The organism is Aeromonas sp. S9(2024) (assembly GCF_041403185.1).
GTDB classification, from domain to species: Bacteria; Pseudomonadota; Gammaproteobacteria; order Enterobacterales; family Aeromonadaceae; genus Aeromonas; species Aeromonas enteropelogenes.
On sequence record NZ_JBGLRE010000009.1, the window covers coordinates 45350 to 65710 of the forward strand.

General features: G+C 61.3%; 18 protein-coding genes. 5 read left to right on the forward strand and 13 right to left on the reverse strand.

Annotation, left to right across the window (positions count from 1 at the left end; translation table 11 throughout):
• Positions 1-5: 5 nt before the first annotated feature.
• Both ACB028_RS14980 and ACB028_RS14985 read right to left on the reverse strand, forming a co-directional pair.
• Complete coding sequence (locus tag ACB028_RS14980; RefSeq protein ID WP_042072622.1) at positions 6-1406, reverse strand: ATP-binding protein; 1401 nt, start codon at positions 1404-1406, stop codon at positions 6-8.
• A 101-nt stretch (positions 1407-1507) separates the two neighbouring features.
• Entirely contained in the window at positions 1508-1600 is a 93-nt protein-coding gene (locus ACB028_RS14985) for a YnhF family membrane protein (protein WP_124239460.1), read from the reverse strand.
• 123 nt (positions 1601-1723) lie between these two features.
• On the opposite strand from ACB028_RS14985, the gene ACB028_RS14990 reads away from it, so the two are divergent.
• Entirely contained in the window at positions 1724-2281 is a 558-nt protein-coding gene (locus ACB028_RS14990) for a 2-amino-4-hydroxy-6-hydroxymethyldihydropteridine diphosphokinase (protein ID WP_371144618.1), read from the forward strand.
• Here ACB028_RS14990 and ACB028_RS14995 read toward each other — a convergent pair.
• Positions 2207-2911 carry an SDR family oxidoreductase gene (locus ACB028_RS14995; RefSeq protein WP_225633565.1) on the reverse strand — a complete coding sequence of 235 codons (705 nt, stop codon included), beginning with the start codon at positions 2909-2911 and terminating at the stop codon, positions 2207-2209. The two genes, ACB028_RS14990 and ACB028_RS14995, sit on opposite strands and share 75 nt — an antisense overlap.
• A 148-nt stretch (positions 2912-3059) precedes the next feature.
• Here ACB028_RS14995 and ACB028_RS15000 point away from each other — a divergent pair, with 148 nt between their 5' ends.
• Complete coding sequence (locus tag ACB028_RS15000; protein WP_042072623.1) at positions 3060-3464, forward strand: CBS domain-containing protein; 405 nt, start codon at positions 3060-3062, stop codon at positions 3462-3464.
• Between the two features lie 50 nt (positions 3465-3514).
• On the opposite strand, the gene ACB028_RS15005 is transcribed toward ACB028_RS15000, so the two are convergent.
• Positions 3515-4051 (reverse strand): DUF2301 domain-containing membrane protein, encoded by a 537-nt coding sequence (locus ACB028_RS15005; protein WP_042072510.1) that lies wholly within the window; start codon positions 4049-4051, stop codon positions 3515-3517.
• 86 nt (positions 4052-4137) lie between these two features.
• On the opposite strand from ACB028_RS15005, the gene ACB028_RS15010 reads away from it, so the two are divergent.
• Positions 4138-4902: an ABC transporter substrate-binding protein gene (locus tag ACB028_RS15010; RefSeq protein WP_042025208.1), complete on the forward strand. Its 765-nt coding sequence runs from the start codon at positions 4138-4140 to the stop codon at positions 4900-4902.
• A 112-nt stretch (positions 4903-5014) separates the two neighbouring features.
• On the opposite strand, the gene asnC is transcribed toward ACB028_RS15010, so the two are convergent.
• Positions 5015-5476, reverse strand: a complete 462-nt coding sequence (gene asnC / locus ACB028_RS15015) for a transcriptional regulator AsnC (protein ID WP_042025306.1) — start codon at positions 5474-5476, stop codon at positions 5015-5017.
• Positions 5477-5629: 153 nt separating this feature from the next.
• On the opposite strand from asnC, the gene asnA reads away from it, so the two are divergent.
• Positions 5630-6622 (forward strand): aspartate--ammonia ligase, encoded by a 993-nt coding sequence (asnA, locus tag ACB028_RS15020; RefSeq protein ID WP_042072512.1) that lies wholly within the window; start codon positions 5630-5632, stop codon positions 6620-6622.
• 296 nt (positions 6623-6918) lie between these two features.
• Here asnA and clpB read toward each other — a convergent pair whose 3' ends face one another.
• The 3 genes from clpB to rluD form a co-directional block, all read right to left on the reverse strand.
• Positions 6919-9492, reverse strand: a complete 2574-nt coding sequence (gene clpB / locus ACB028_RS15025) for an ATP-dependent chaperone ClpB (RefSeq protein ID WP_026457211.1) — start codon at positions 9490-9492, stop codon at positions 6919-6921.
• A 169-nt stretch (positions 9493-9661) separates the two neighbouring features.
• A complete protein-coding gene (gene pgeF, locus ACB028_RS15030) occupies positions 9662-10399 on the reverse strand; it encodes a peptidoglycan editing factor PgeF (RefSeq protein WP_371144619.1) in 738 nt (245 codons plus the stop codon).
• Between the two features lie 109 nt (positions 10400-10508).
• Complete coding sequence (rluD, locus tag ACB028_RS15035) at positions 10509-11489, reverse strand: 23S rRNA pseudouridine(1911/1915/1917) synthase RluD (RefSeq protein WP_042072517.1); 981 nt, start codon at positions 11487-11489, stop codon at positions 10509-10511.
• Between the two features lie 118 nt (positions 11490-11607).
• Between rluD and ACB028_RS15040 the strand changes: the two genes are divergently transcribed.
• Positions 11608-12363, forward strand: a complete 756-nt coding sequence (locus ACB028_RS15040) for an outer membrane protein assembly factor BamD (protein WP_042025307.1) — start codon at positions 11608-11610, stop codon at positions 12361-12363.
• Positions 12364-12455: 92 nt separating this feature from the next.
• On the opposite strand, the gene ACB028_RS15045 is transcribed toward ACB028_RS15040, so the two are convergent.
• The 5 genes from ACB028_RS15045 to pntA form a co-directional block, all read right to left on the reverse strand.
• Complete coding sequence (locus ACB028_RS15045) at positions 12456-13784, reverse strand: CoA-disulfide reductase (protein ID WP_371144620.1); 1329 nt, start codon at positions 13782-13784, stop codon at positions 12456-12458.
• 80 nt (positions 13785-13864) lie between these two features.
• Positions 13865-15265, reverse strand: coding sequence for an L-cystine transporter (locus tag ACB028_RS15050; protein ID WP_371144621.1), 1401 nt, complete (start codon positions 15263-15265; stop codon positions 13865-13867).
• 137 nt (positions 15266-15402) lie between these two features.
• Entirely contained in the window at positions 15403-16701 is a 1299-nt protein-coding gene (locus ACB028_RS15055) for a serine dehydratase subunit alpha family protein (protein ID WP_371144622.1), read from the reverse strand.
• A gap of 423 nt (positions 16702-17124) precedes the next feature.
• The gene (gene pntB, locus ACB028_RS15060) at positions 17125-18609 is read right to left on the reverse strand and encodes a Re/Si-specific NAD(P)(+) transhydrogenase subunit beta (RefSeq protein ID WP_042025258.1); all 1485 of its coding nucleotides are present in this window, start codon (positions 18607-18609) and stop codon (positions 17125-17127) included.
• An 11-nt stretch (positions 18610-18620) separates the two neighbouring features.
• Entirely contained in the window at positions 18621-20147 is a 1527-nt protein-coding gene (pntA, locus tag ACB028_RS15065; RefSeq protein ID WP_371144623.1) for a Re/Si-specific NAD(P)(+) transhydrogenase subunit alpha, read from the reverse strand.
• Positions 20148-20361: the final 214 nt, after the last annotated feature.

The following is a 20361-nucleotide window of genomic DNA, read 5'->3' on the forward strand; positions in this document are numbered from 1 at the left end:
AGTCCTCATTTCAACGTCAACCTGAAACAGACATCCGCCTGTTCATCTTTCACCAGAACCAACGTCCCTCCCAAGCTGTGGGCAGACTCGCGGGCAATGGAGAGGCCCATGCCAGAGCCTTTCAGAATGCCTTGCCGTACCGTGCTGCCCTGCTCGAAGGGTTCAAAAATCCGTTGCTGATCGGCCTCGGGGATCTCGGGTCCCTCATTGGCGACCACCAGCCAGTGTCCCTGCGCCTCCTCGCCGGCGCGGATCCAGATATTGCCGCCACTGGCACCATAACTGACGGCATTGGAAAACAGATTATCGAGGATCAACTGCAGCCGATAGGGCTCGGCCAGCAGGCTCACCGGCTCGGTCGGCAAGTGTACACGGATCTGCTTGGACTCCAATGCCAGCCGGTATTCGGCGACCAGCTTGTCGAGAATAGGGTTGAGCGGCACCGGCTCCAGCTCGAACACCTCCTGCTGGCTGAGGCGGTTGAAGTCGAGCAGCCGCTCGATCAGGGTCTGCAGACGGCGGCTGTTCTCGTCCAGCATCTGGCAGATCTCCAACTGATCCGGCGTGAGCGGCCCAACCACCTGTTCACAGAGCAGATCCGATCCTTCCCGCAGCACCGCCAGCGGCGTCTTGAGCTCGTGGGAGACATGGCGCAGGAACTGGTACTTCTGCTGTTCCAGCTCCTTGAGCTTGCCGTGCAACCAGACGATCCGCTCTCCCAGCAAGACCAGTTCGGCCGGCCCATCCACCGGCTCCGCATCCGGTTCAACGCCGGCCCCCAGGCTCAGAATGCGCGACTCAATCTGTCGCACCGGGTGAATAATAAGGTAGGTGAAGATCAGCACCAGCAGCAGGCTGAGCACGGCCACTACACCACTCACCCACCAGATCTCACGGGTCAGCCCAGCGATGGTAAGGCGGACCCGATCCATCCGCTCATCAACCCGGCTGCGGGTAACCTGTTCGAGCTGCTGGCCGAGCTGATTGAAATGGACGAGCTTGTCGTTCTCCACCGCCGCCCTGGCCTGAGTCATATCCTGCAGGCTACCGAGCCACTCGATCGCCTGTTCAAGTCCGCCGTAAACATCGCTGTCGGCGATGGAGTGGCGATGCTCCGCCAGCAGCTCGCGGTAACTCGACAGCTGCTGGCGGTAGCTGGCCAGGCTCCTGATATCCCCCAGCACCACATAACGACGCAGGGTTCGCTCGATATCGATGGCCTGCGCCGTCAGCAAGGTGGCACGGCGGGTATCCTTGACTGCCCGCTCCATCTCGTCGCTGGTCAGCTTGCTGAGGTGGGAAAGAGCATTGCTGTTATGCCAGATCATGCCGCCAAGCGGCATCAGTACCAGCACAAATCCCATCAACACCACCTGCAGCAGGGAACGCGGGCGAACCTTGGCCATCATCTCTTCTCTTCATTTTCACCGGTGCGCCAGCATAGCCGCACAGCTCAAAAAACAAAACCGGCCCAAAGGCCGGTTGATGCTACGAACGAAAGCGTAATTCACGCCAGACCGACGGAGGCCACACAGATAACCAGGATCATCGCCAGCGCGCCTGCAGCCGTCAGCAGTGCCCATTTCAGTTCCACACTCATGCAAGTCTCCTTCTGCCAATCAGTGCCGGATCACAATAGATAAATCCATGTTACGTCATAGTTAATATGATAACCGTGAACTGCGTATACATTTCAGATGAGCCCAACCCAGGGAAGGTGAGCATGTTCTATCTGTGCAGCATAGGATCCAATCTCGAGCCCCATCGCCATGTCGGCCAGGCGCTGGACGAGCTGATCACCCAGTTTGGCTGGCTACAGCTAAGCTCGGTGATCCGGACCAAACCGGTGGGCATGCTCTCCCGCCACGATTTTCTCAACTGCCTGTTTGTCATTGAAAGCCGGCTGGAAACCACAGTACTCAAGCAGTGGTTTGTCACCCTTGAAGTCGCCCACGGACGGGATCGCAATGACCCCCTGTGCAAGGTGCATGACCGGCCGCTCGATATCGATATCCTGGCCAGCAGCCCGATCGCTGATTTTGCGACGGCCAGGGTCGATAGCTACCTGGCCCCCCTGCTGGCCGAATGGTATGGCACCGGCGAGGTGCACGCCACCAAGGTGGCGCTCTCCCTACGCAGCCAGCTGGCTGCGGGCCACGGCCATAATCAGCAGATTGGCCTGCACCCAGTCACCCTGCAGCTGGCCTCACAGGGTGGCCAGGGCACGGCCCCCATCCACCTTGATGCTGGCCCCCGTCATGTAACTGTTCTGCATCAGTAGTTGCACCGCCTGCCAGATGGGCTCAAGCCCCCCTTCACGGGCCAGCGGCGTCCTGGCCAGCACCTGCTGACGCCAGGCATCGTCATGCTCATCGAGAAACAGGATGGGGCCGGGCTCTATGGTATTGACCCGTACGGCCGGCGCCAGCTCGCGGGCAAAACTCATGGCGAGCGAATGGGCTCCCGCCTTGGTGGCCACATAGCTGGCAAAATGCGGGGGAGGGGCGTGGATGTAGATATCCGTGATATGGATGATGCTGGCGTTGTCGTTGCGCGCCAGCTGGGGGGCCAGTGCCCGGTTGAGCTGGAAGGGGGCCGCCATGTGTACCCGGTAGTACTGCTCGAACTGGGCCAGCTGTGCGGCAGGATCTGCCGCTTGGGATTCGAAGGCCGAGGCGTTGTGGATCACCAGCCCCAGATCGCGGTGGGTGGCCAGCACCTCAATCAGTCGGCTGACCTCCTCCTCACAGCCAAAGTCCGCCTGCACCAGTTCGACCCCGAGTTCGCGCAGCCGCGCCAGTTCGGGCCGCTCGCTGCGATAACTGCCGGTCACCCGCCATCCCGCCGCCACCAGTTGTTCGCACAGATAGAAGCCGAGTCGCCGACCACAGCCCGTCACCAATGCCCTCATAAGATCTCCTCTTCCATGAATACCCCGGCAATCCCACCGCTTCAGCAGCCATTTCCGCCGCCTATCAATCCCTGCGGTACAAGCCATTGGCGCACCGCCCCACGGCTCCGCCATAGTAGCCCCCATGCACACCAAGGGAGCCACCACCATGCTGAAAGTTCACCATCATATGAGCCGCCTGACCCATTCGCTCACCGCCGGACTGAGCCTGGCCGAAGCGCTCGATCGCCTGCATCACTCGGGCCTGAGCGGCCTGCCGGTGCTGGGCGACGAGAAGCAGCTGATCGGCTTTCTGTCGGAACAAGACTGCATTCCCAGCCTGCTCACCGGCAGCTACCACTGCGATACCCGAACCCGGGTGGAAGACATGATGAACCGGGCACCGCTTTCGGTGGGCCCAGACGAGAGCATACTGGAGCTGGCACGCCAGATGACGGGAGCCAAACCCAAGATCTACCCCGTGCTGCAGCAGGGCAAGGTGATCGGCATCATCAGCCGTCGCCAGGTCATGCAGGCCCTCAACCAGCAGCTCAAAGTCTGCCAGCAGACCTAAAGACCGCCGGCAAGTTGGCGCAACTCCAGTGGCTGCGCCAACCATCCCTTCTAAATCTGGTAACGCCCCTTGTCACCGATGTCGAAGTGCAGGGGCATTCGCCACTTGGCCAGCGCCAGCAGGGTTAACAAGGCCCCGCTGACCAGCGCTGCCAGGGCAGCGGCCCACTCCAGCCGACCCCACTCCAGCAACCATAACAGCGGCAACAACACGGGTACCAACCTGATCCCCGGGATGGCGAAGCAGAACTGCTCCTTGAATGCCAAACCTGAGAGGGTGGCCAGTGCCGCCCCCAGCACCAGAGCATCCGGCGCCCCCAGCGCGGCGAACGCCAGCGCCCCCCAGCCAAAACCCTGCAGCATCAGACGGATACGCTTGTCGTAGAGATGGATGGAGAAACTGCACAGCGCACTGGTCAGCGCCAACAGACTCAACCAGCGAGCAGGAGCGATGACCTCGATACCACTCAGCAGCGACGCCCCACGCCCGAGCAGCAACAGGGCGGCACCACTCAGGCCGATGCGGTAGAGCAGCACCGTCAGCTTGTCGACACCATCGAGCGGGCTTTCGATTTCAGGGTTTGCCATGCGGGATCACCTCTTTACACCTTATAAACCAATATACTGGGAGCAGGCCCCCAACATCATCTTCCTGCGGGGTCAGGAGGCATAGTGTGCGCGTGATTCCCCTGCTGTGGCTACTCTTCCCGCTCTGGCTCAACGCCAGAGAGCTGGTGATCTGCGGCACTCTGGAAGCCCCGCTCAAGTTCATGAATGCCGCCGGGCAGCCGCAGGGGCTCGATATCGACATAGTGACCGCCATCTTTGGCAAGCTTGGGCTCCCGATCAAGATAGAGCTGACCGACTCCGGTGCCCGTCTCACCCGCAATGCCGAGAGCGGTGTCTGCGATGTGGTGATGACTCACTCCTACAAGCCTGAACGAGAGAGCTATCTGCTCTATCCGCAGCAGGCGCACCTGCGCCACAGCTGGCACTTTTTTGTGCGCAAGAGCGATCTGCTGACGATCCGTTATGAAACCCTGGCCGACCTCAAACCCTGGCGCATCGGCGTCACCAAAGACTTCTCCTATACCCCCGAACTGGCTGCAGCCATGGCAGACCCAGCCTATCACTTCCAGGAAGTCACCATGAACCAGTTGCAGCTGCGCAAGCTGATCGCCAATCGCATCGATGTCGTCCCCATGCCGCTGGTCACCGCCTTCGCCCAGATCCATGAGGAGAAACTCGGCGATCTGGTGGATTACCTGCCAAGGCCCCTCAAGAGCAGCCCCTACTTCAATACCTGGGCCCGTGCCCGCGCCGACGCACAGACCCCTGCCCAGATGGCAGCCTATGATAACGAACTGCTGCACATGAAGCGGGATGGCCGCCTCAAGGCCCTCTACAACAAGTACGGTATCCCCTATATCGAGCCCTGATCCCGGCCAACCTGCTTCATCAGGACTTCACATCCCGCAGGATCGGGCTCTACAGCGAAAGCAGCGTCTCACGCGGGAGAGGGATCTCTACGCCCCTCTCATGCAACCCGACTCAAGGCTTCACGTCCCGCAGAATGGGGTTTTGCAGCGAAATGAGCGTTTCTGTGGACTGGATCTCGTCAATGGTCTGGATCTTGTTGATCAGCACGATCTGCAGCTCGTCGATGGAGCGAGTCATCACCTTCATGAAGATGCTGTAGTGGCCCGTGGTGTAGTAGGCCTCCACCACCTCGTCCAGCGCCTGCAGCTTGGCCAGGGCCGACGGGTAATCCTTGGCGCTCTTGAGGTTGATCCCGATAAAGCAACAGACGTCATAGCCGAGCTTCTTGGGGTTCACCTGCACCCGGGTGCCCTCGATGATCCCCGCCTGCTTCATCTTCTCCACTCGCACGTGAATGGTCCCCGGGCTGACCGCCAGCTGCTTGGCCAACTCGGCATAGGGGATCCGCGCATTGTCCATCAGGGCGGTGAGGATGGCCTGATCGAGATTATCGATCCGATAATTTTCCGGCACTTTTTTGCACTCCCTTTGATGATTCATCATTAATTGCCCATATATTTTGAAGAAAAAAATACACAAAGCCTATTTCTATTATCGAATATTGAATTTAGTTGGCGATCTGTTGAAGAATCCTCACATCCAACGGGTTCAAGACAGGTATTCAGCATGAAACAGCACTACATTCGCAGCCAACAGCAGATCAGCTTCGTCAAGGAGATGTTCTCTCGCCAACTCGCCCAACAGCTGGGTCTGATGGAGGTGCAAGCCCCCATCCTGAGCCGGGTCGGTGACGGTACCCAGGACAACCTGTCCGGCAGCGAGAATGCAGTGCAGGTCAAGGTGAAGACTCTGCCGGAGCACAGCTACGAGGTGGTGCACTCCCTGGCCAAATGGAAGCGCCAGACCCTGGGCCGCTTCGGTTTCGCGCCCGGCGAAGGGATCTACACCCACATGAAGGCCCTGCGCCCGGACGAAGACAGACTCAGCCCCATCCACTCCGTCTATGTGGATCAGTGGGACTGGGAGAAGGTGATGCCGAGCGAGCGCCGCGATCTGGCCTATCTGCAGGAAACCGTGCGCGGTATCTGGGCCGCCATCAAGGCCACCGAGCGCGCCGTCTGTGCCGAGCACGAACTGACCCCCTTCCTGCCGAGCGACATCCAGTTCCTGCACAGCGAGGAACTGCTGACCCGCTACCCGGACCTCGACGCCAAGGGGCGCGAGCGCGCCATCGCCAAGGAGCTGGGGGCAGTCTTCCTCATCGGCATCGGCGGGGCGCTGTCCCACGGTGAGCGCCACGACGTGCGCGCCCCGGACTACGACGACTGGAGCAGCCACAGCGAGCTGGGTCTGGCGGGTCTGAACGGCGACATCCTGGTGTGGAACCCGGTGCTGCAAGACAGCTTCGAGATCTCCTCCATGGGGATCCGGGTAGACGCAGAGGCGCTGCGCCGTCAGCTCGCCATCACCGGCGACGAGGATCGCCTGCAGTATGACTGGCATCAGGAGCTGCTGGCAGAGCGCATGCCCCAGACTATCGGCGGCGGTATCGGCCAATCCCGTCTGGCCATGTTGTTGCTGCAAAAGGAACATATCGGTCAGGTGCAAGTTGGTGTCTGGCCGGCCGAGATGAAGGCAGCCGTTCAGGGCATGCTGTAAAGCCAGAGTCATTTCACCTGAACCTTGTGCTGCGACAAAACAGGACACGGTTCAGGTTCAACAAGTGTGTGGTCATCCGGGATGAGAGAGCGCATCTCGGGCAGGCTGTAAGCAGAGCGGCCATCCTGTCCTTCTGCGAAACCGGGGCTTACCCCTGCGACCCGCTCAACCCACGTCAGGTCGCATTGAATACATTCCTCCCGGCAATCCTAGGATTGCCGTTTTTTTATTTCCATTTCATGGATATGACAACGCCAGCCCGAGGGCTGGCGTTGTAAACACGGACAAAGGGGAGGTTACTGGCGCATGGTCAGGCCGTTGCTGTCGGCTCCAAGCACCAGCTTCTTGCCCGGAACGATGCGGCCGGAGAGCAGCGCCTGGGCCAGCGGGTTCTCCACCTTGTGCTGGATCGCCCGCTTGAGGGGACGCGCCCCGTAGACGGGGTCGAACCCGGCGTGAACCAGCTTGGTCAGCAGCTCCTCGGTCACCTCCACCTCGTAACCCTGGGCCTCCAGGCGGCCCATCAGGCTCTTGAGCTGGATGCGAGCGATGGACTTGATGTGCTCCTCGCCGAGGGGGTGGAACACCACGGTCTCGTCGATCCGGTTGATGAACTCGGGACGGAAGCTGCGGGTCAGCACCTCCATCAGCATGCCCTTCATCTCGTCGTAGTCCTTCTCGCTGTGGTGCTCCTGGATAAGATCCGACCCCAGGTTGGAGGTCATGATCACCACGGTATTGCGGAAGTCCACGGTACGTCCCTGACCGTCGGTCAGGCGACCGTCATCCAGCACCTGCAGCAGGATGTTGAACACATCCGGATGAGCCTTCTCCACCTCGTCCAGCAGGATCACCGAATAGGGGCGACGGCGTACCGCCTCGGTGAGATAGCCCCCCTCCTCATAGCCCACGTATCCGGGAGGCGCCCCCACCAGACGGGCCACGCTGTGTTTCTCCATAAACTCCGACATGTCGATGCGCACCATGGCATCCTGGGTATCGAACAGGAACTCGGCCAGCGCCTTACACAGCTCGGTCTTGCCCACCCCGGTGGGGCCAAGGAACAGGAAAGAACCGATGGGACGGTTCGGGTCAGACAGCCCTGCGCGGGAGCGGCGGATGGCGTTGGAGACGGCGTCGACTGCCTCCTCCTGACCGATCACCCGGCTGTGCAGCTGATCTTCCATCCGCAGCAGTTTCTCTCGCTCACCTTCCAGCATGCGAGCGACCGGAATCCCGGTCCAGCGCGCCAGCACGTCCGCAATCTCCACGTCGGTGACCCGGTTGCGCAGCAGGCTGGTCTCCTGCATCTCCGCCTGGGTGGCGAGATCCAGCTGTTTCTCCAGCTCGGGGATGCGGCCGTACTGCAGCTCGGACATGCGGCCCAGATCCCCTGCGCGGCGTGCCACTTCCAGATCCTGACGGGCCTGCTCCAGCGCCGCCTTGATGTGCTGGGTGCCGGCGAGGGCGGCCTTCTCGGCCTTCCACACCTCTTCCAGCTCGTTGTATTCCCGATCCTTTTCACCGATCTCCTGGTTGATGAGCTCCAGCCGCTTGCGGCTGGCGTCGTCGTCCTCCTTCATCAGCGCCTGCTGTTCGAGTTTCAGCTGGATGATGCGCCGCTCGAGGCGATCAAGAGACTCCGGCTTGGAGTCGATCTGCAGCCGGATGCTGGCCGCGGCCTCGTCGATGAGGTCAATGGCCTTGTCCGGCAGCTGGCGATCCGCGATGTAGCGGTGGGACAGCTGGGCCGCCGCCACGATGGCAGGGTCGGTGATCTGCACATGGTGGTGCAGCTCGTAACGCTCTTTCAGGCCGCGCAGGATGGCGATGGTGTCCTCCACGCTCGGCTCCTCCACCAACACCTTCTGGAAGCGACGCTCCAGCGCGGCATCCTTCTCGATGAACTGGCGATACTCATCCAGGGTGGTGGCCCCGACGCAGTGCAGCTCGCCACGGGCCAGCGCAGGTTTCAGCATGTTGCCCGCGTCCATGGCCCCCTCGCCCTTGCCGGCACCAACCATGGTGTGCAGCTCGTCGATAAAGAGGATGACATTGCCCTCTTCCTTGGCGAGATCGTTCAGCACGGCTTTGAGCCGCTCCTCGAACTCGCCGCGGTACTTGGCACCGGCCACCAGGGCCCCCATGTCGAGCGACAATACCCGTTTGTTCTTGAGCCCTTCCGGCACTTCGCCGTTGACGATGCGCTGGGCCAGCCCCTCGACGATGGCGGTCTTGCCGACGCCGGGGGCGCCGATCAGCACCGGGTTGTTCTTGGTGCGGCGCTGCAGCACCTGGATGGTGCGGCGAATTTCGTCATCGCGGCCGATCACCGGGTCGAGCTTGCCGATCTCGGCCCGCTCGGTGAGATCGATGGTGTACTTCTCCAGCGCCTGGCGGTTCTCCTCGGCGTTGGCATCGTCTACCTTCTTGCCACCACGCACCTTGTCGATGGCGGCTTCCAGTTTCTCCTTGGTCAGCCCCTGGGCGCGCAGTAGCTCGCCGAGGGTCCCCTTCTCGTCGAGGGCCGCCAGCACAAAGAGTTCGGACGAGATGAACTGATCCTTGCGCTGCTGGGCCAGCTTGTCACAGACGTTGAGCAGCCGGCCGAGGCCATTGGACAGTTGCACGTCCCCTTCCACACCGCTGACGCGGGGCAGGCGATCGAGCTCTTCACCCAGGCGCGAGCGCAGGGCATTGATATCCATCCCGGTCAGGGTCAGCAGCGGACGAATGGAACCGCCATCCTGGTTGACCAGGGCAGACATCAGATGGACGGGTTCGATAAATTGGTGGTCACGACCCAGTGCCAGAGACTGGGCATCGGAAATAGCAATCTGGAATTTGCTGGTCAGGCGATCGAGGCGCATTGCACTCCCCCTTCAAACAGACGCCGCGTGCGCGGCAAACAACATAACTTTCTGAGATGAAAGATGAGGCCCGTACGGGCTATTTCAAGGGGCAGGAGTGGTTATTTTTTCTGCAAACAAGGGATTGGCGGGATCCCGGCCCCCTCATGAGGAGGGAGCCGGTGAAGCTTTACTCGGCGAGCCAGATAATCGAGGCCATGCGGCCGGTCTGGCCGTCACGACGGTAGGAGTAGAATTGCTCCCCATCGCTGAAGGTGCAGCAGCCACCGCCATAGACGGCGGTCACACCGGCGCGGGCGAGGCGAAGCTGGGCCAGCTGGTAGATATCCGCCAGCCACTTGCCTGCGTTGGCTGAAGGGGTAAAGGCGCTCACCGCCTCAGCCTGCTCCGCCATAAAGGCCTCGCGCACTTCGCCGCCTACCTCGAACGCTTGCGGGCCGATGGCCGGGCCGAGCCAGGCCAGGATCTTGGCAGGCTCGCAGCCCATGGCATTGATGCTCGCCTCCAGCACACCAGCATGCAGTCCGCGCCAACCGGCATGGGCAGCGGCCACCCGGGAGCCGGCCCGATCGCAGAACAGCACCGGCAGGCAGTCGGCTGTCATCACGATACAGGCCAGCCCCGCCTCATGGGCACAGGCGGCGTCAGCATCTGGCGCACGCTCATACCGGCCGCTGACCGGATGCACGGCGGTGCCGTGCACCTGGTTGAGCCAGTTCAGTGGCCCGGGGATCCCGGTCTCTTGTTGCAGGCGGGCCCGATTGGCCTCGACCCGCGCCATTTCATCGCCAACATGGGCCCCCAGGTTGAGACCGGCGAAGACCCCTTCACTTACGCCCCCGTCCCGGGTGGTCGAGAGGGCCCGGACATGGGCCGGTGCCGGCCAGTCGGGTTCAATCCATTTCATCTGTGGCTCCTTTTGCATTCGTTCATATAGAAACGGGGCCCCTGGCTACAAGTCAAGGGGCCCCGTTTAAGCAGGGAACGGCGTCAGCTCATCCCCGCCCTCTTTATCATTATTTCCAGACCAGCTCGTCCGGATTGGCCAGGGTGTCGGCGCGCAGCACCTCCATCAGTTCCACCATGTCCTGGGGCGTGGGAGAGTGCCATTGCATCACCTCACCGGTGATGGGGTGGGCCAGCTGCAGCATGGTGGCGTGCAGGGCCTGACGGTGGAAGTTGCGCAGTGCCTGGGTCAGTTCCGGGGTGGCGTTGCGCAACGGGCGCAGACGACCGCCGTAGGCGGGATCGCCCACCAGCGGGTGCTTGATGTGGGCCATGTGCACACGGATCTGGTGGGTACGACCGGTTTCCAGACGCAGCCGCAGACGGGTGTGACCACGGAACTTCTCGTGCACCCGGTAGTGGGTGACGGAGGGGCGGCCATTGGGCACCACAGCCATGTGGGTACGCTGGGTCGGGTGGCGGCCGATGGGGGCATCGACGGTACCGCCGGCGGTCATGTGACCGATGGCAATCGCCTCGTATTCACGGGTGATCTGGCGCGCCTGCAGCGCCTCCACCAGGTGGGTCTGGGCCGGTACCGTCTTGGCCACCACCATCAGGCCGGTGGTATCTTTATCCAGACGGTGCACGATGCCGGCACGGGGCACCTCGGCGATGCCGGGGTAACGGTGCAGCAGGGCATTGAGGATGGTGCCATCCGGCGTGCCTGCCCCCGGGTGAACCACCAGGCCGGCCGGCTTGTCGATCACCAGAATGTGTTCATCTTCGTAAACGATGTTGAGCTCGATATCCTGCGCATCGAAGCGGGTATCGTCTGCCAGTTCGACATTCACATGCACCTTCTGCCCGGCCAGAATTTTCTCGCGCGGGGTGTTGGCAACCTGACCATCCAGGGTCACTCTGTCCTGTAAAATCCACTCCTTGATACGGGTACGGGAGTAGTCTGGAAACATTTCAGCCAGGGCCTGATCGAGTCGCTGCCCGAATTGGTGATCCTGGAATTCGCCTGTCAGTTCAATATGCTGGCTCATGTAAGGTCTCTTGAGCGGGGGGGTGTTAATTCGAAATAATCCGGGTATTCTAGCTTTTCTTTTAGCCAAGCATAACGGATACTTTGCCAATTTCGTGGAAATGGACCGGATGTTGTTGATGGGAAAGAAGTCTCACCTGCTGATGTCGCTCGCCTTGGTCGCTACCTTGATCACAGGCTGTTCCAGCACCAAACCCAAGGTACCCGACGAGCCGCCGGAGACCCTGTACCAGAAAGCACGGCTGAAACTGGACGTGGGCAACTACGTGCAGGCCACCGAATTGCTGGAGGCGCTGGATTCGCGCTATCCGTTCGGTGCCTACTCCAACCAGGTGCAGCTCGACCTCATCTATGCCTACTACAAGCAGGATGACACCGCCCAGGCGATCGCCAATATCGACCGCTTCATCCGTCTGAATCCGGCGCACAAGAACATCGATTACGTCTTCTATATGCGCGGTCTGACCAACATGGCGGCGGACTACAACTTCTTCCAGGACATGTTCGGGATCGACCGGGACGACAAGGACCCGGCCTATGCCCGTCAGGCATTCCAGGACTTCAAGACCCTGCTGCAGAACTACCCCAATAGCCAGTACGCCGCCGATGCCCGTGCCCGCATGGTCGGTCTGAAGAACCGTCTGGCCCGCTACGACCTGAGCGTCGCCGAGTACTATGTGAAGCGCGATGCCTTGGTGGCCGCCGCCAACCGGGCCAAGCAGGTCGTCGAGACCTACCCCGATACCGCCGAAACCGAGAAGGCGCTGGAGATCATGGTCAAGGCCTACGACACCCTGAACATGCCTACCCTGGCCAAACATGCCCGGGAAGTGCTGGCGGAAAACTATCCGAAGAATCGTCTTGGCCGCAGCTGAGCAGCAAACTTCCAATGAAAAACCGGAGCCAGTGGCTCCGGTTTTTTTATGGGTGATGGTCACCAGGAGTCTTCCTTCCAGAAGGAAAAGCCTTACTTGGCGACATTGCCCGCCACGTTGAGCACATCCCAGGTACGGGAGAAGGGCGGCGCGTAGGCAAAGTCGAGCATGCCAAGCTGTTCCGTGGTGACTCCCATGGTGATGGCGACCGCCAGGGCGTCAATGCGGTGCACCGCCCCCTTGCGACCCAGGATCTGGCCACCCAGCAGGCGCTTGCTGCCCGCTTCATAGACCAGCTTGACGTGGATGTCGGACTGGCCCGGGCAGTAGTTGGTGTGGCACTTGTCCTTGATCACCACTGTGCGATAGTCGATGCCAAGCTGCTGCGCCTCTTTCTCGGAGAGACCGGTACGCCCCGCCTCCAGTCCCAGCACCTGAAGCGCGGCCGAGCCCAGGGTGCCCGGGAAGGCCTGCTCGGCGCCCGCCAGGTTCTCGCCCACCATGCGGCCCAGCTTGTTGGCGATGGTGGCAAGCGGCACATAGACCTGCTGCTGTTTCACGCTGTGCCAGACGCTGGCGCAGTCACCGGCGGCCCAGACGTTTGGCAACGAGGTACGGCCCTGGCGATCCACCTCGATGGCGCCATTCCCCAGACGCGCGATGCCGGTGCCGGCCAGAAACTCGGTGTTGGGCTTGACCCCGGTGCAGACCACCACGATATCGGCCTCGTACTCGCCATGGCTGGTGCGCACACCGGTCACCCGGCCATCCCCCAGCAGGGCTTCTACCCGCTCGCCGAGATGGAGGGAGACCCCCTGCTCGCGCAACTCGGTTTCGATATGCCGGGTGATCTCCTCGTCAAACGCCTCCGGGATAACCCGCTCGGCCAGCTCGATAAGGCGCACCTCCTTGCCCTGATGGACCAGCGCCTCGACCACCTCCAGCCCGATAAAGCCGGATCCGATCACCAAGGCACGGGTGTTGGCCTTGTCCTGCACGGCGGCCTTGAGGGCCAGCCCGTCGACCATCCGGCGCAGGCCGAATACACCTTGCTGCTGCAGACCGGGAATGGGAGGCATCACCTCGCGAGCACCGGTGGCGATCATCAGGCGATCGTAACGGTCGCTGAAGGTGTCGCCCTTGTGCTCCACCAGCAGGGTCTGGGTTGCAGAATCGACGCTCAGCACCCGGTGGCCGGTCTTGACCTCGATCCCCTTGGCAGCGAACTGCGCCGGAGTGAATTCGGCCATGTAGCCCGGCTCCTGGAACTCGTCCCCCACGAAGTAGGGCAGGCCGCAGGCGCCGAAGGAGACCACCTCGGAGGCCTCGTAGACGACAATTTCGGCATCCTTTGCCAGGCGGCGAGCCTTGGCCGCCGCGCTCATACCGGCGGCTTCACCACCGATGATCAGGATTCTCATGCTATTTCCTCGCAATGACGCAGGGAGGGCGAACCCTCCCTGTGATGAATGGCGGGAAGGCTTCCCCTCCCCGCTGCGGATCAGATGGTGGACTCTTCGCCGTCCAGGCTCACTTCATGGTCGCTATTGAACACCGCCATGTCGGTCTGCCCCAGCACGCGACTGGTGACGGTCCCGGCGGTGATGGAGCCGGAGACGTTGAGGGCGGTGCGGCCCATGTCGATCAGCGGCTCGATGGAGATGAGCAGGCCCGCCAGCGCCACCGGGAAATCCAGAGCGGAGAGCACGATCAGCGCGGCGAAGGTGGCGCCGCCGCCGATCCCCGCCACCCCGAAGGAGCTGATGGTGATGATGGCGATGAGCGTCATGATGAAACCGGGATCCAAAGGGTCAATCCCCACGGTCGGCGCTATCATCACCGCCAGCATGGCCGGGTAGATGCCGGCGCAGCCGTTCTGACCGATGGTGGAACCGAAGGAGGCGGCAAAGTTGGCGATCCCCTCCGGAATACCCAGCGACTTGGTCTGGGTCTGCACGTTCATCGGGATGGAGCCCGCACTGGTGCGCGAGGTGAAGGCAAACGCCAGCACCGGGGTGATCTTCTTCAGGTAGCGCATCGGGTTGATCCCCACCAGGCTCACCAGCAGCAGGTGCACGGCGAACATGATGGCGATGGCGCCGTAGGAGGCGAGCACGAAGTTGAGCAGGTTCAGGATGTCGGCATAGTTGGAGCCGGACACCACCTTGGTCATCAGGGCCAGCACGCCAAACGGGGTCAGACGCAGTACCAGGGTCACCATGCGCATCACGATGGCGTGAGCCACGGCGATGAAGTGGCTGAAGCTCTCGAAGATCTCCGGTTTCTTGCGGGCGATGCCGGTGGCCGACAGGCCGATGAAGATGGAGAAGATCACCACGGCGATGGTGGAGGTCTTGCGTGCCCCCGTCATGTCGAGGAAGGGGTTGGCCGGGATAAACTCCAGCACCATCTTGGCAAACGACATGCTTTCAACCGAGCCCAGGGTGGTCTGCAACGCAGCACCACGGGCGCTCTCGGCGGCCCCAGCGGTCAGCCCTTCGGCGGTCAGACCGAACAGGTTGGACATCAGGATGCCCGCCCCGGCGGCGATCATGGTGGTAAAGATCAGCACCCCTATGGTCATGGCGCTGATCTTGCCAAGGGCGGTGCCGCCATTGAGCTTGAGGATGGCGCTGATGATGGAGACCATGATGAGCGGAATGATGATCATCTGCAGCAGCTTCACATAGCCGCTGCCGACAATATCCAGATAGTCGATGGTCTGGGTAATCACTCCCGACCCCGTGCCGTAGAGCAGTTGCAGGGCTGCCCCGAACAGGATACCGAGCCCCAGGCCCGCGAAGACCCGGCGGGTGAAGCTCACGTGTTTTTGCTGCAACCGGTAGAGGAAGAGCAGCAAGAGGGCCGCAATGGCCAGATTGCCGATAACGCTAAGTGTCATGTGATGACTCCCCAAAAAGCGGGCCGTGCCCGAGAAACGAGAGCAGGCCTCATGCCTGCCCTGGCAACCTTGCAGTCAGACGGCGTAACCGTCATGACATGAACAAGGGGGTCTTGCTGCCCCCTTTGTTCGCAAACTTATGACTTCTGCTTTGCGCGCATGATGTTGATGATTTCGATATCCGTGTCCAGCATCCCCTGTCTGGAGAGCTGCCCCAGGTTGGCGATGGTCTGATCCACGTCGTCAGAGACGATCCCCTCGCTCTGGGGAACGCGCAGGTTGTTGATGGCCATCAGCGACGACTTCACTGCCGCCGAGGTGGAAGTGGAGACCTTCATGGAGCAGGCGCTGCCGGCGCCGTCACAGATGATGCCGGAGACATCGCCAATCATGTTGTTGATGCAGTGGCTGATTTGCTCGAACTGTCCGCCCAGCAGCCAGGTGATGGCAGCCCCCGACCCCATGGCGGCGGTGCTGGCGGCACACAGGGCTGACAGCTTGTTCTGATAGGTCTTGATGTAGATGGCCACCAGATGGCTCATCACCAAGGCGCGGGTGAGCTGCTCGTCGCTCACATTGAGGAAGCGGGCGGCGGCAACCACCGGCATGGTGGCGGCGATGCCCTGGTTGCCAGAGCCCGAGTTGGACATGGCGGGCAGCATGGCGCCATCCATCCGCGCATCGGAGGCGGCGGAAGAGAGGCGCATGGCCAGCGTCATCAGATCGTCGGAGAGCAGCTTGCGCTCCACCTGCTCGGTGAGGATCTTGCCGATGCGCAGGCCGTAACCCTGCAACCCTTCGTCCGCCAGGGCCTGGTTCATCGAGGCAGCCTCGCGGATGAAGTCGATATCGGCAAGGGGCACCTGCAGGGCAAAGTCGACGATCTCGCGCAGGCTCATAGTGGGCTTGTCGGCCTTGGCGGGCTGGATCTGCACGCCCGGAGCACTGTCTTGCGCCATCAGCACCTCGCCATCCTTCTCCATCAGGATGATGCGGGTGTGATCGGTGCAGATCACCACCCGGGCGCTGTGGCCGTCTACTTCCGCCAGCACCTCGGCGTAGAGGACGTCAGGCACATCCTTCACATCCACCTTGATGGTCGGCAGCAGTCCCTTGGCCGCCTCGACCTGCTCGGTGGTGAGACCCTTGAGCACCTCCAGTCCGGCATCCGGATTACCACCCGTGATGCCGACGGCCGCCGCGACAGGCAGGCCTATCATGCCGGTGCCGGGTACCCCGACCCCCATGCCGTTCTTGAACAGGTTGCCGCTGACCCAGACGTTGACGCGGGTCGGCACCTGCCCCAGCAACTTGCGGCAGTTGGCAGCGGCCAGCGCCACCGACATGGGTTCGGTGCAGCCCAGAGCCGGCACCACTTCACGCTTGAGCAGGGTAATAAAGTCGGTCCATTGTGCGTTCATTGCTGTATGTCTCATCTTCGTGGTGCCCGCGGGGCAATCTCGATTATTCGTGGCCACCGCCATGCGGCGAGCCTGTTAAAGAGTATGGTTGCTGAAGTCAGGTGATCTCTTGGCCTGCCTGGCCGGAATGCGGATAAACGTTCGTCCCCTGGTGGTGGCAGCGACCATGGCATACGCCATCCGGGTCAGCCCAGCCTAGTCAACCAAAGTTGACTTTACGCCCAATGTATTCAACTAATGTTGAGCCACATCCCCTTTTTGCACGCCATTATGCCCGCCTTTGTATAAAGTGCGACAAAATGTGAAGCATTACACATTTCACTCTGCAAATAACTTAAAACTCAGCATAAAAATTCGCTTACGTACAGGGTGTTCGGATTGCCCCCGGCAATAAAAAAGGAGGCCGAAGCCTCCTTTTATTCTTTTTCTGACAGGCACTTACAGTGCTTTCAGGATAGCCTCGACGCTGGCCTTGGCATCGCCGAACAGCATCTGGGTGTTCTCCTTGAAGAACAGCGGGTTCTGCACACCGGCATAACCGGTATTCATGGAACGCTTGAAGCCGATGACGTTCTGCGCCTTCCACACTTCCAGCACCGGCATACCGGCGATGGGGCTGCCCGGATCTTCCATGGCAGCCGGATTGACGGTGTCGTTGGCACCGATCACCAGTACGGTATCGGTATCGCTGAAGTCTTCGTTGATCTCGTCCATTTCCAGCACGATGTCGTACGGGACCTTGGCTTCCGCCAGCAGCACGTTCATGTGACCCGGCAGACGACCGGCCACCGGGTGGATACCGAAGCGTACCTTGACGCCACGATCACGCAGCTTCTGGGTGATCTCGGCCACCGGATACTGGGCCTGCGCCACCGCCATGCCGTAACCCGGGGTGATGATGACGGAGCTGGAGCTCTTGAGCAGCTCGGCCACGTCTTCGGCGCTGGTCTCGCGATATTCGCCCATCTCCTGGTCGCCGCTGGAGGCAACGCCGTCGGAGCCGAAGCCACCGGCGATCACGGAGATGAAGGAGCGGTTCATCGCTTTACACATGATGTAGGACAGGATGGCACCGGAGGAACCCACCAGGGCACCGGTGACGATCAGCAGGTCGTTGGAGAGCATAAAGCCCGCCGCCGCAGCCGCCCAACCGGAGTAGGAGTTCAGCATGGAGACCACGACCGGCATGTCGGCGCCGCCGATGGAGGCAACCAGGTGCCAGCCAAAGGCAAACGCGATCAGGGTCATCACCAGCAGGGCGAAGGTGGAGCCACCCGCGTTGACGAAGTAGATCATCAGCAGCACAGAGACCACCACGGCCAGCAGGTTCAGCTTGTGGCGGTGCGGCAGCATCAGCGGCTTGGAGGAGATGAGACCACGCAGCTTGCCGAACGCCACCACGGAGCCGGTGAAGGTCACCGCACCGATGAAGACGCCCAGGAACACTTCAACCAGGTGGATGTTCAGCATGGCGCCGGTCAGGTGCTCAACTTGGGCCACGCTGGCCGCCTGTTCGAACGCCGCACGGGCGGCCGCCAGGGTGGCATCCAGGTTGGAGGTGATGGGCACTACCACCTCGGCCGGGGCCGACGGGTGCAGATCGATGAAGCTGTTGAAGCCCACCAGCACCGCCGCCATACCGACGAAGCTGTGCAGCACGGCTACCAGCTCGGGCATCTCGGTCATCTCGACCTTGAGTGCCAGACGCACGCCGATGGCACCGCCGATCACCATGGCCAGAATGATCCAGTGGACACCACTGGTTTCCGGGTTGAACACGGTGGCGAGCAGGGCGATGGCCATACCCGCGATACCGAACAGGTTGCCATGCTTGGCCGTCTCTTGCTTCGACAGTCCCGCGAGACTGAGGATGAAGAGCACGGCGGCAACGATATAGGATGCTGTTACCAGTCCTTGAGACACGTTAAACCCCCTTAATCCTTACGGAACATCTTCAGCATGCGCTGAGTGACGGTGAAGCCGCCGAAGATGTTGATACTGGCAATCAGCACGGCAATAAACGCCAGCGCGGTGACCAGGGTCGATCCTTGCCCGATCTGCAGCAGGGCACCGACCACGATAATGCCGGAGATGGCATTGGTGACCGACATCAGCGGCGTGTGCAGGGCGTGAGAGACGTTCCACACCACGTAGTAACCGACCACGCAGGCCAGTACGAACACGGTGAAGTGAGAGAGGAACGCGGCCGGCGCCACGGCAGCTACCCAGCCAAAGGCGGCGATGCCCAGGGCACCCCAGACAAATTTCTTGTTGGAGGGCTTGGCTTCTTCCTTCTTCGCGGCCGGTTTGGCGGCTGCCGGCTTCTGCGGAGCAGCAGAGACGGAGATGGCGGGCGGCGGGAAGGTCACTTCACCGGTCTGGATCACCGTCATGTTGCGCTGTACCACGTCTTCGAAGTTGATGGCGACGTTGCCGTCCTTCTCCTTGCACATCAGCTTCATCAGGTTCACCAGGTTGGTACCGTAAAGCTGGGAGGATTGGACAGGCAGACGACCCGGTAGATCGGTATAGCCGATCACCTTGACGCCACGATCGGTGACATGCAGCTGGCCCGGCACAGTGTATTCGCAGTTGCCACCGGCCTGAGCGGCCATGTCCACGATCACCGAGCCCGGCTTCATGCTGTCGACCATCTCTTTGGTGATCAGCTTGGGTGCCGGCTTGCCCGGGATCAGGGCGGTGGTGATGATGATGTCCACCTCTTTGGCCTGCTGGGCGAACAGCTCCATCTCGGCCTTGATGAACTCTTCGCTCATCACCTTGGCATAACCATCGCTGGAGGAGCCATCCTCGCCACCGAAGTCCAGCTTGAGGAATTCCCCACCCATGGATTCGATCTGCTCGGCCACTTCCAGACGGGTGTCGAACGCACGCACGATGGCGCCGAGGGAGCCGGCGGTACCGATGGCGGCCAGACCGGCCACACCAGCACCGATCACCAGCACCTTGGCGGGCGGGACCTTACCGGCAGCGGTGATTTGACCGGTAAAGAAGCGGCCGAACTCGTGGGCGGCTTCCACCACGGCGCGATAGCCACCGATGTTGGCCATCGAGGAGAGGGCATCGAGAGACTGGGCACGGGAGATCCGCGGCACCATATCCATCGCCATCACATTGATGTTGCGCTCGGACAGCTTCTTGACCAGCTCGGGGTTCTGGGCAGGCCAGATGAAGCTCACCAGAGTGGCACCATCCTTAATTTGTGCGATCTCGGCATCGGTCGGCGCGTTGACCTTGAAGATAAGGTCGGCTTGCCAGACATTCGGCACCACGCTGGCACCGGCCGCCTCGAAGGCAGCATCATCGAAGCTGGCCAACTGGCCTGCGCCAGACTCGATGGCGACCTCGAAGCCGAGCTTTTTCAGCTGCTCGACGGTAGCCGGGGTCGCTGCGACCCGGGTTTCACCGGCGAGACTCTCTCTCGGTATTCCAATCTGCATGACTATTCCCTGATGGTTAATAAACAATCGCTGCCCAGTGTCTCATTTCTGGCGAAACAAGACAGGACCAAAGTGCAGGTCCAGGGCTCTTTGTTATGAAAATCAGTAGGCTTTACCGCAACCTCCTGTCATGGTCAGGCCCCCGCTTTTCAGGCGCGAAGGTGATTAGTATCAAATTTTGGAGTTTTATTACAACCGCAGTCCCGACGCCGCT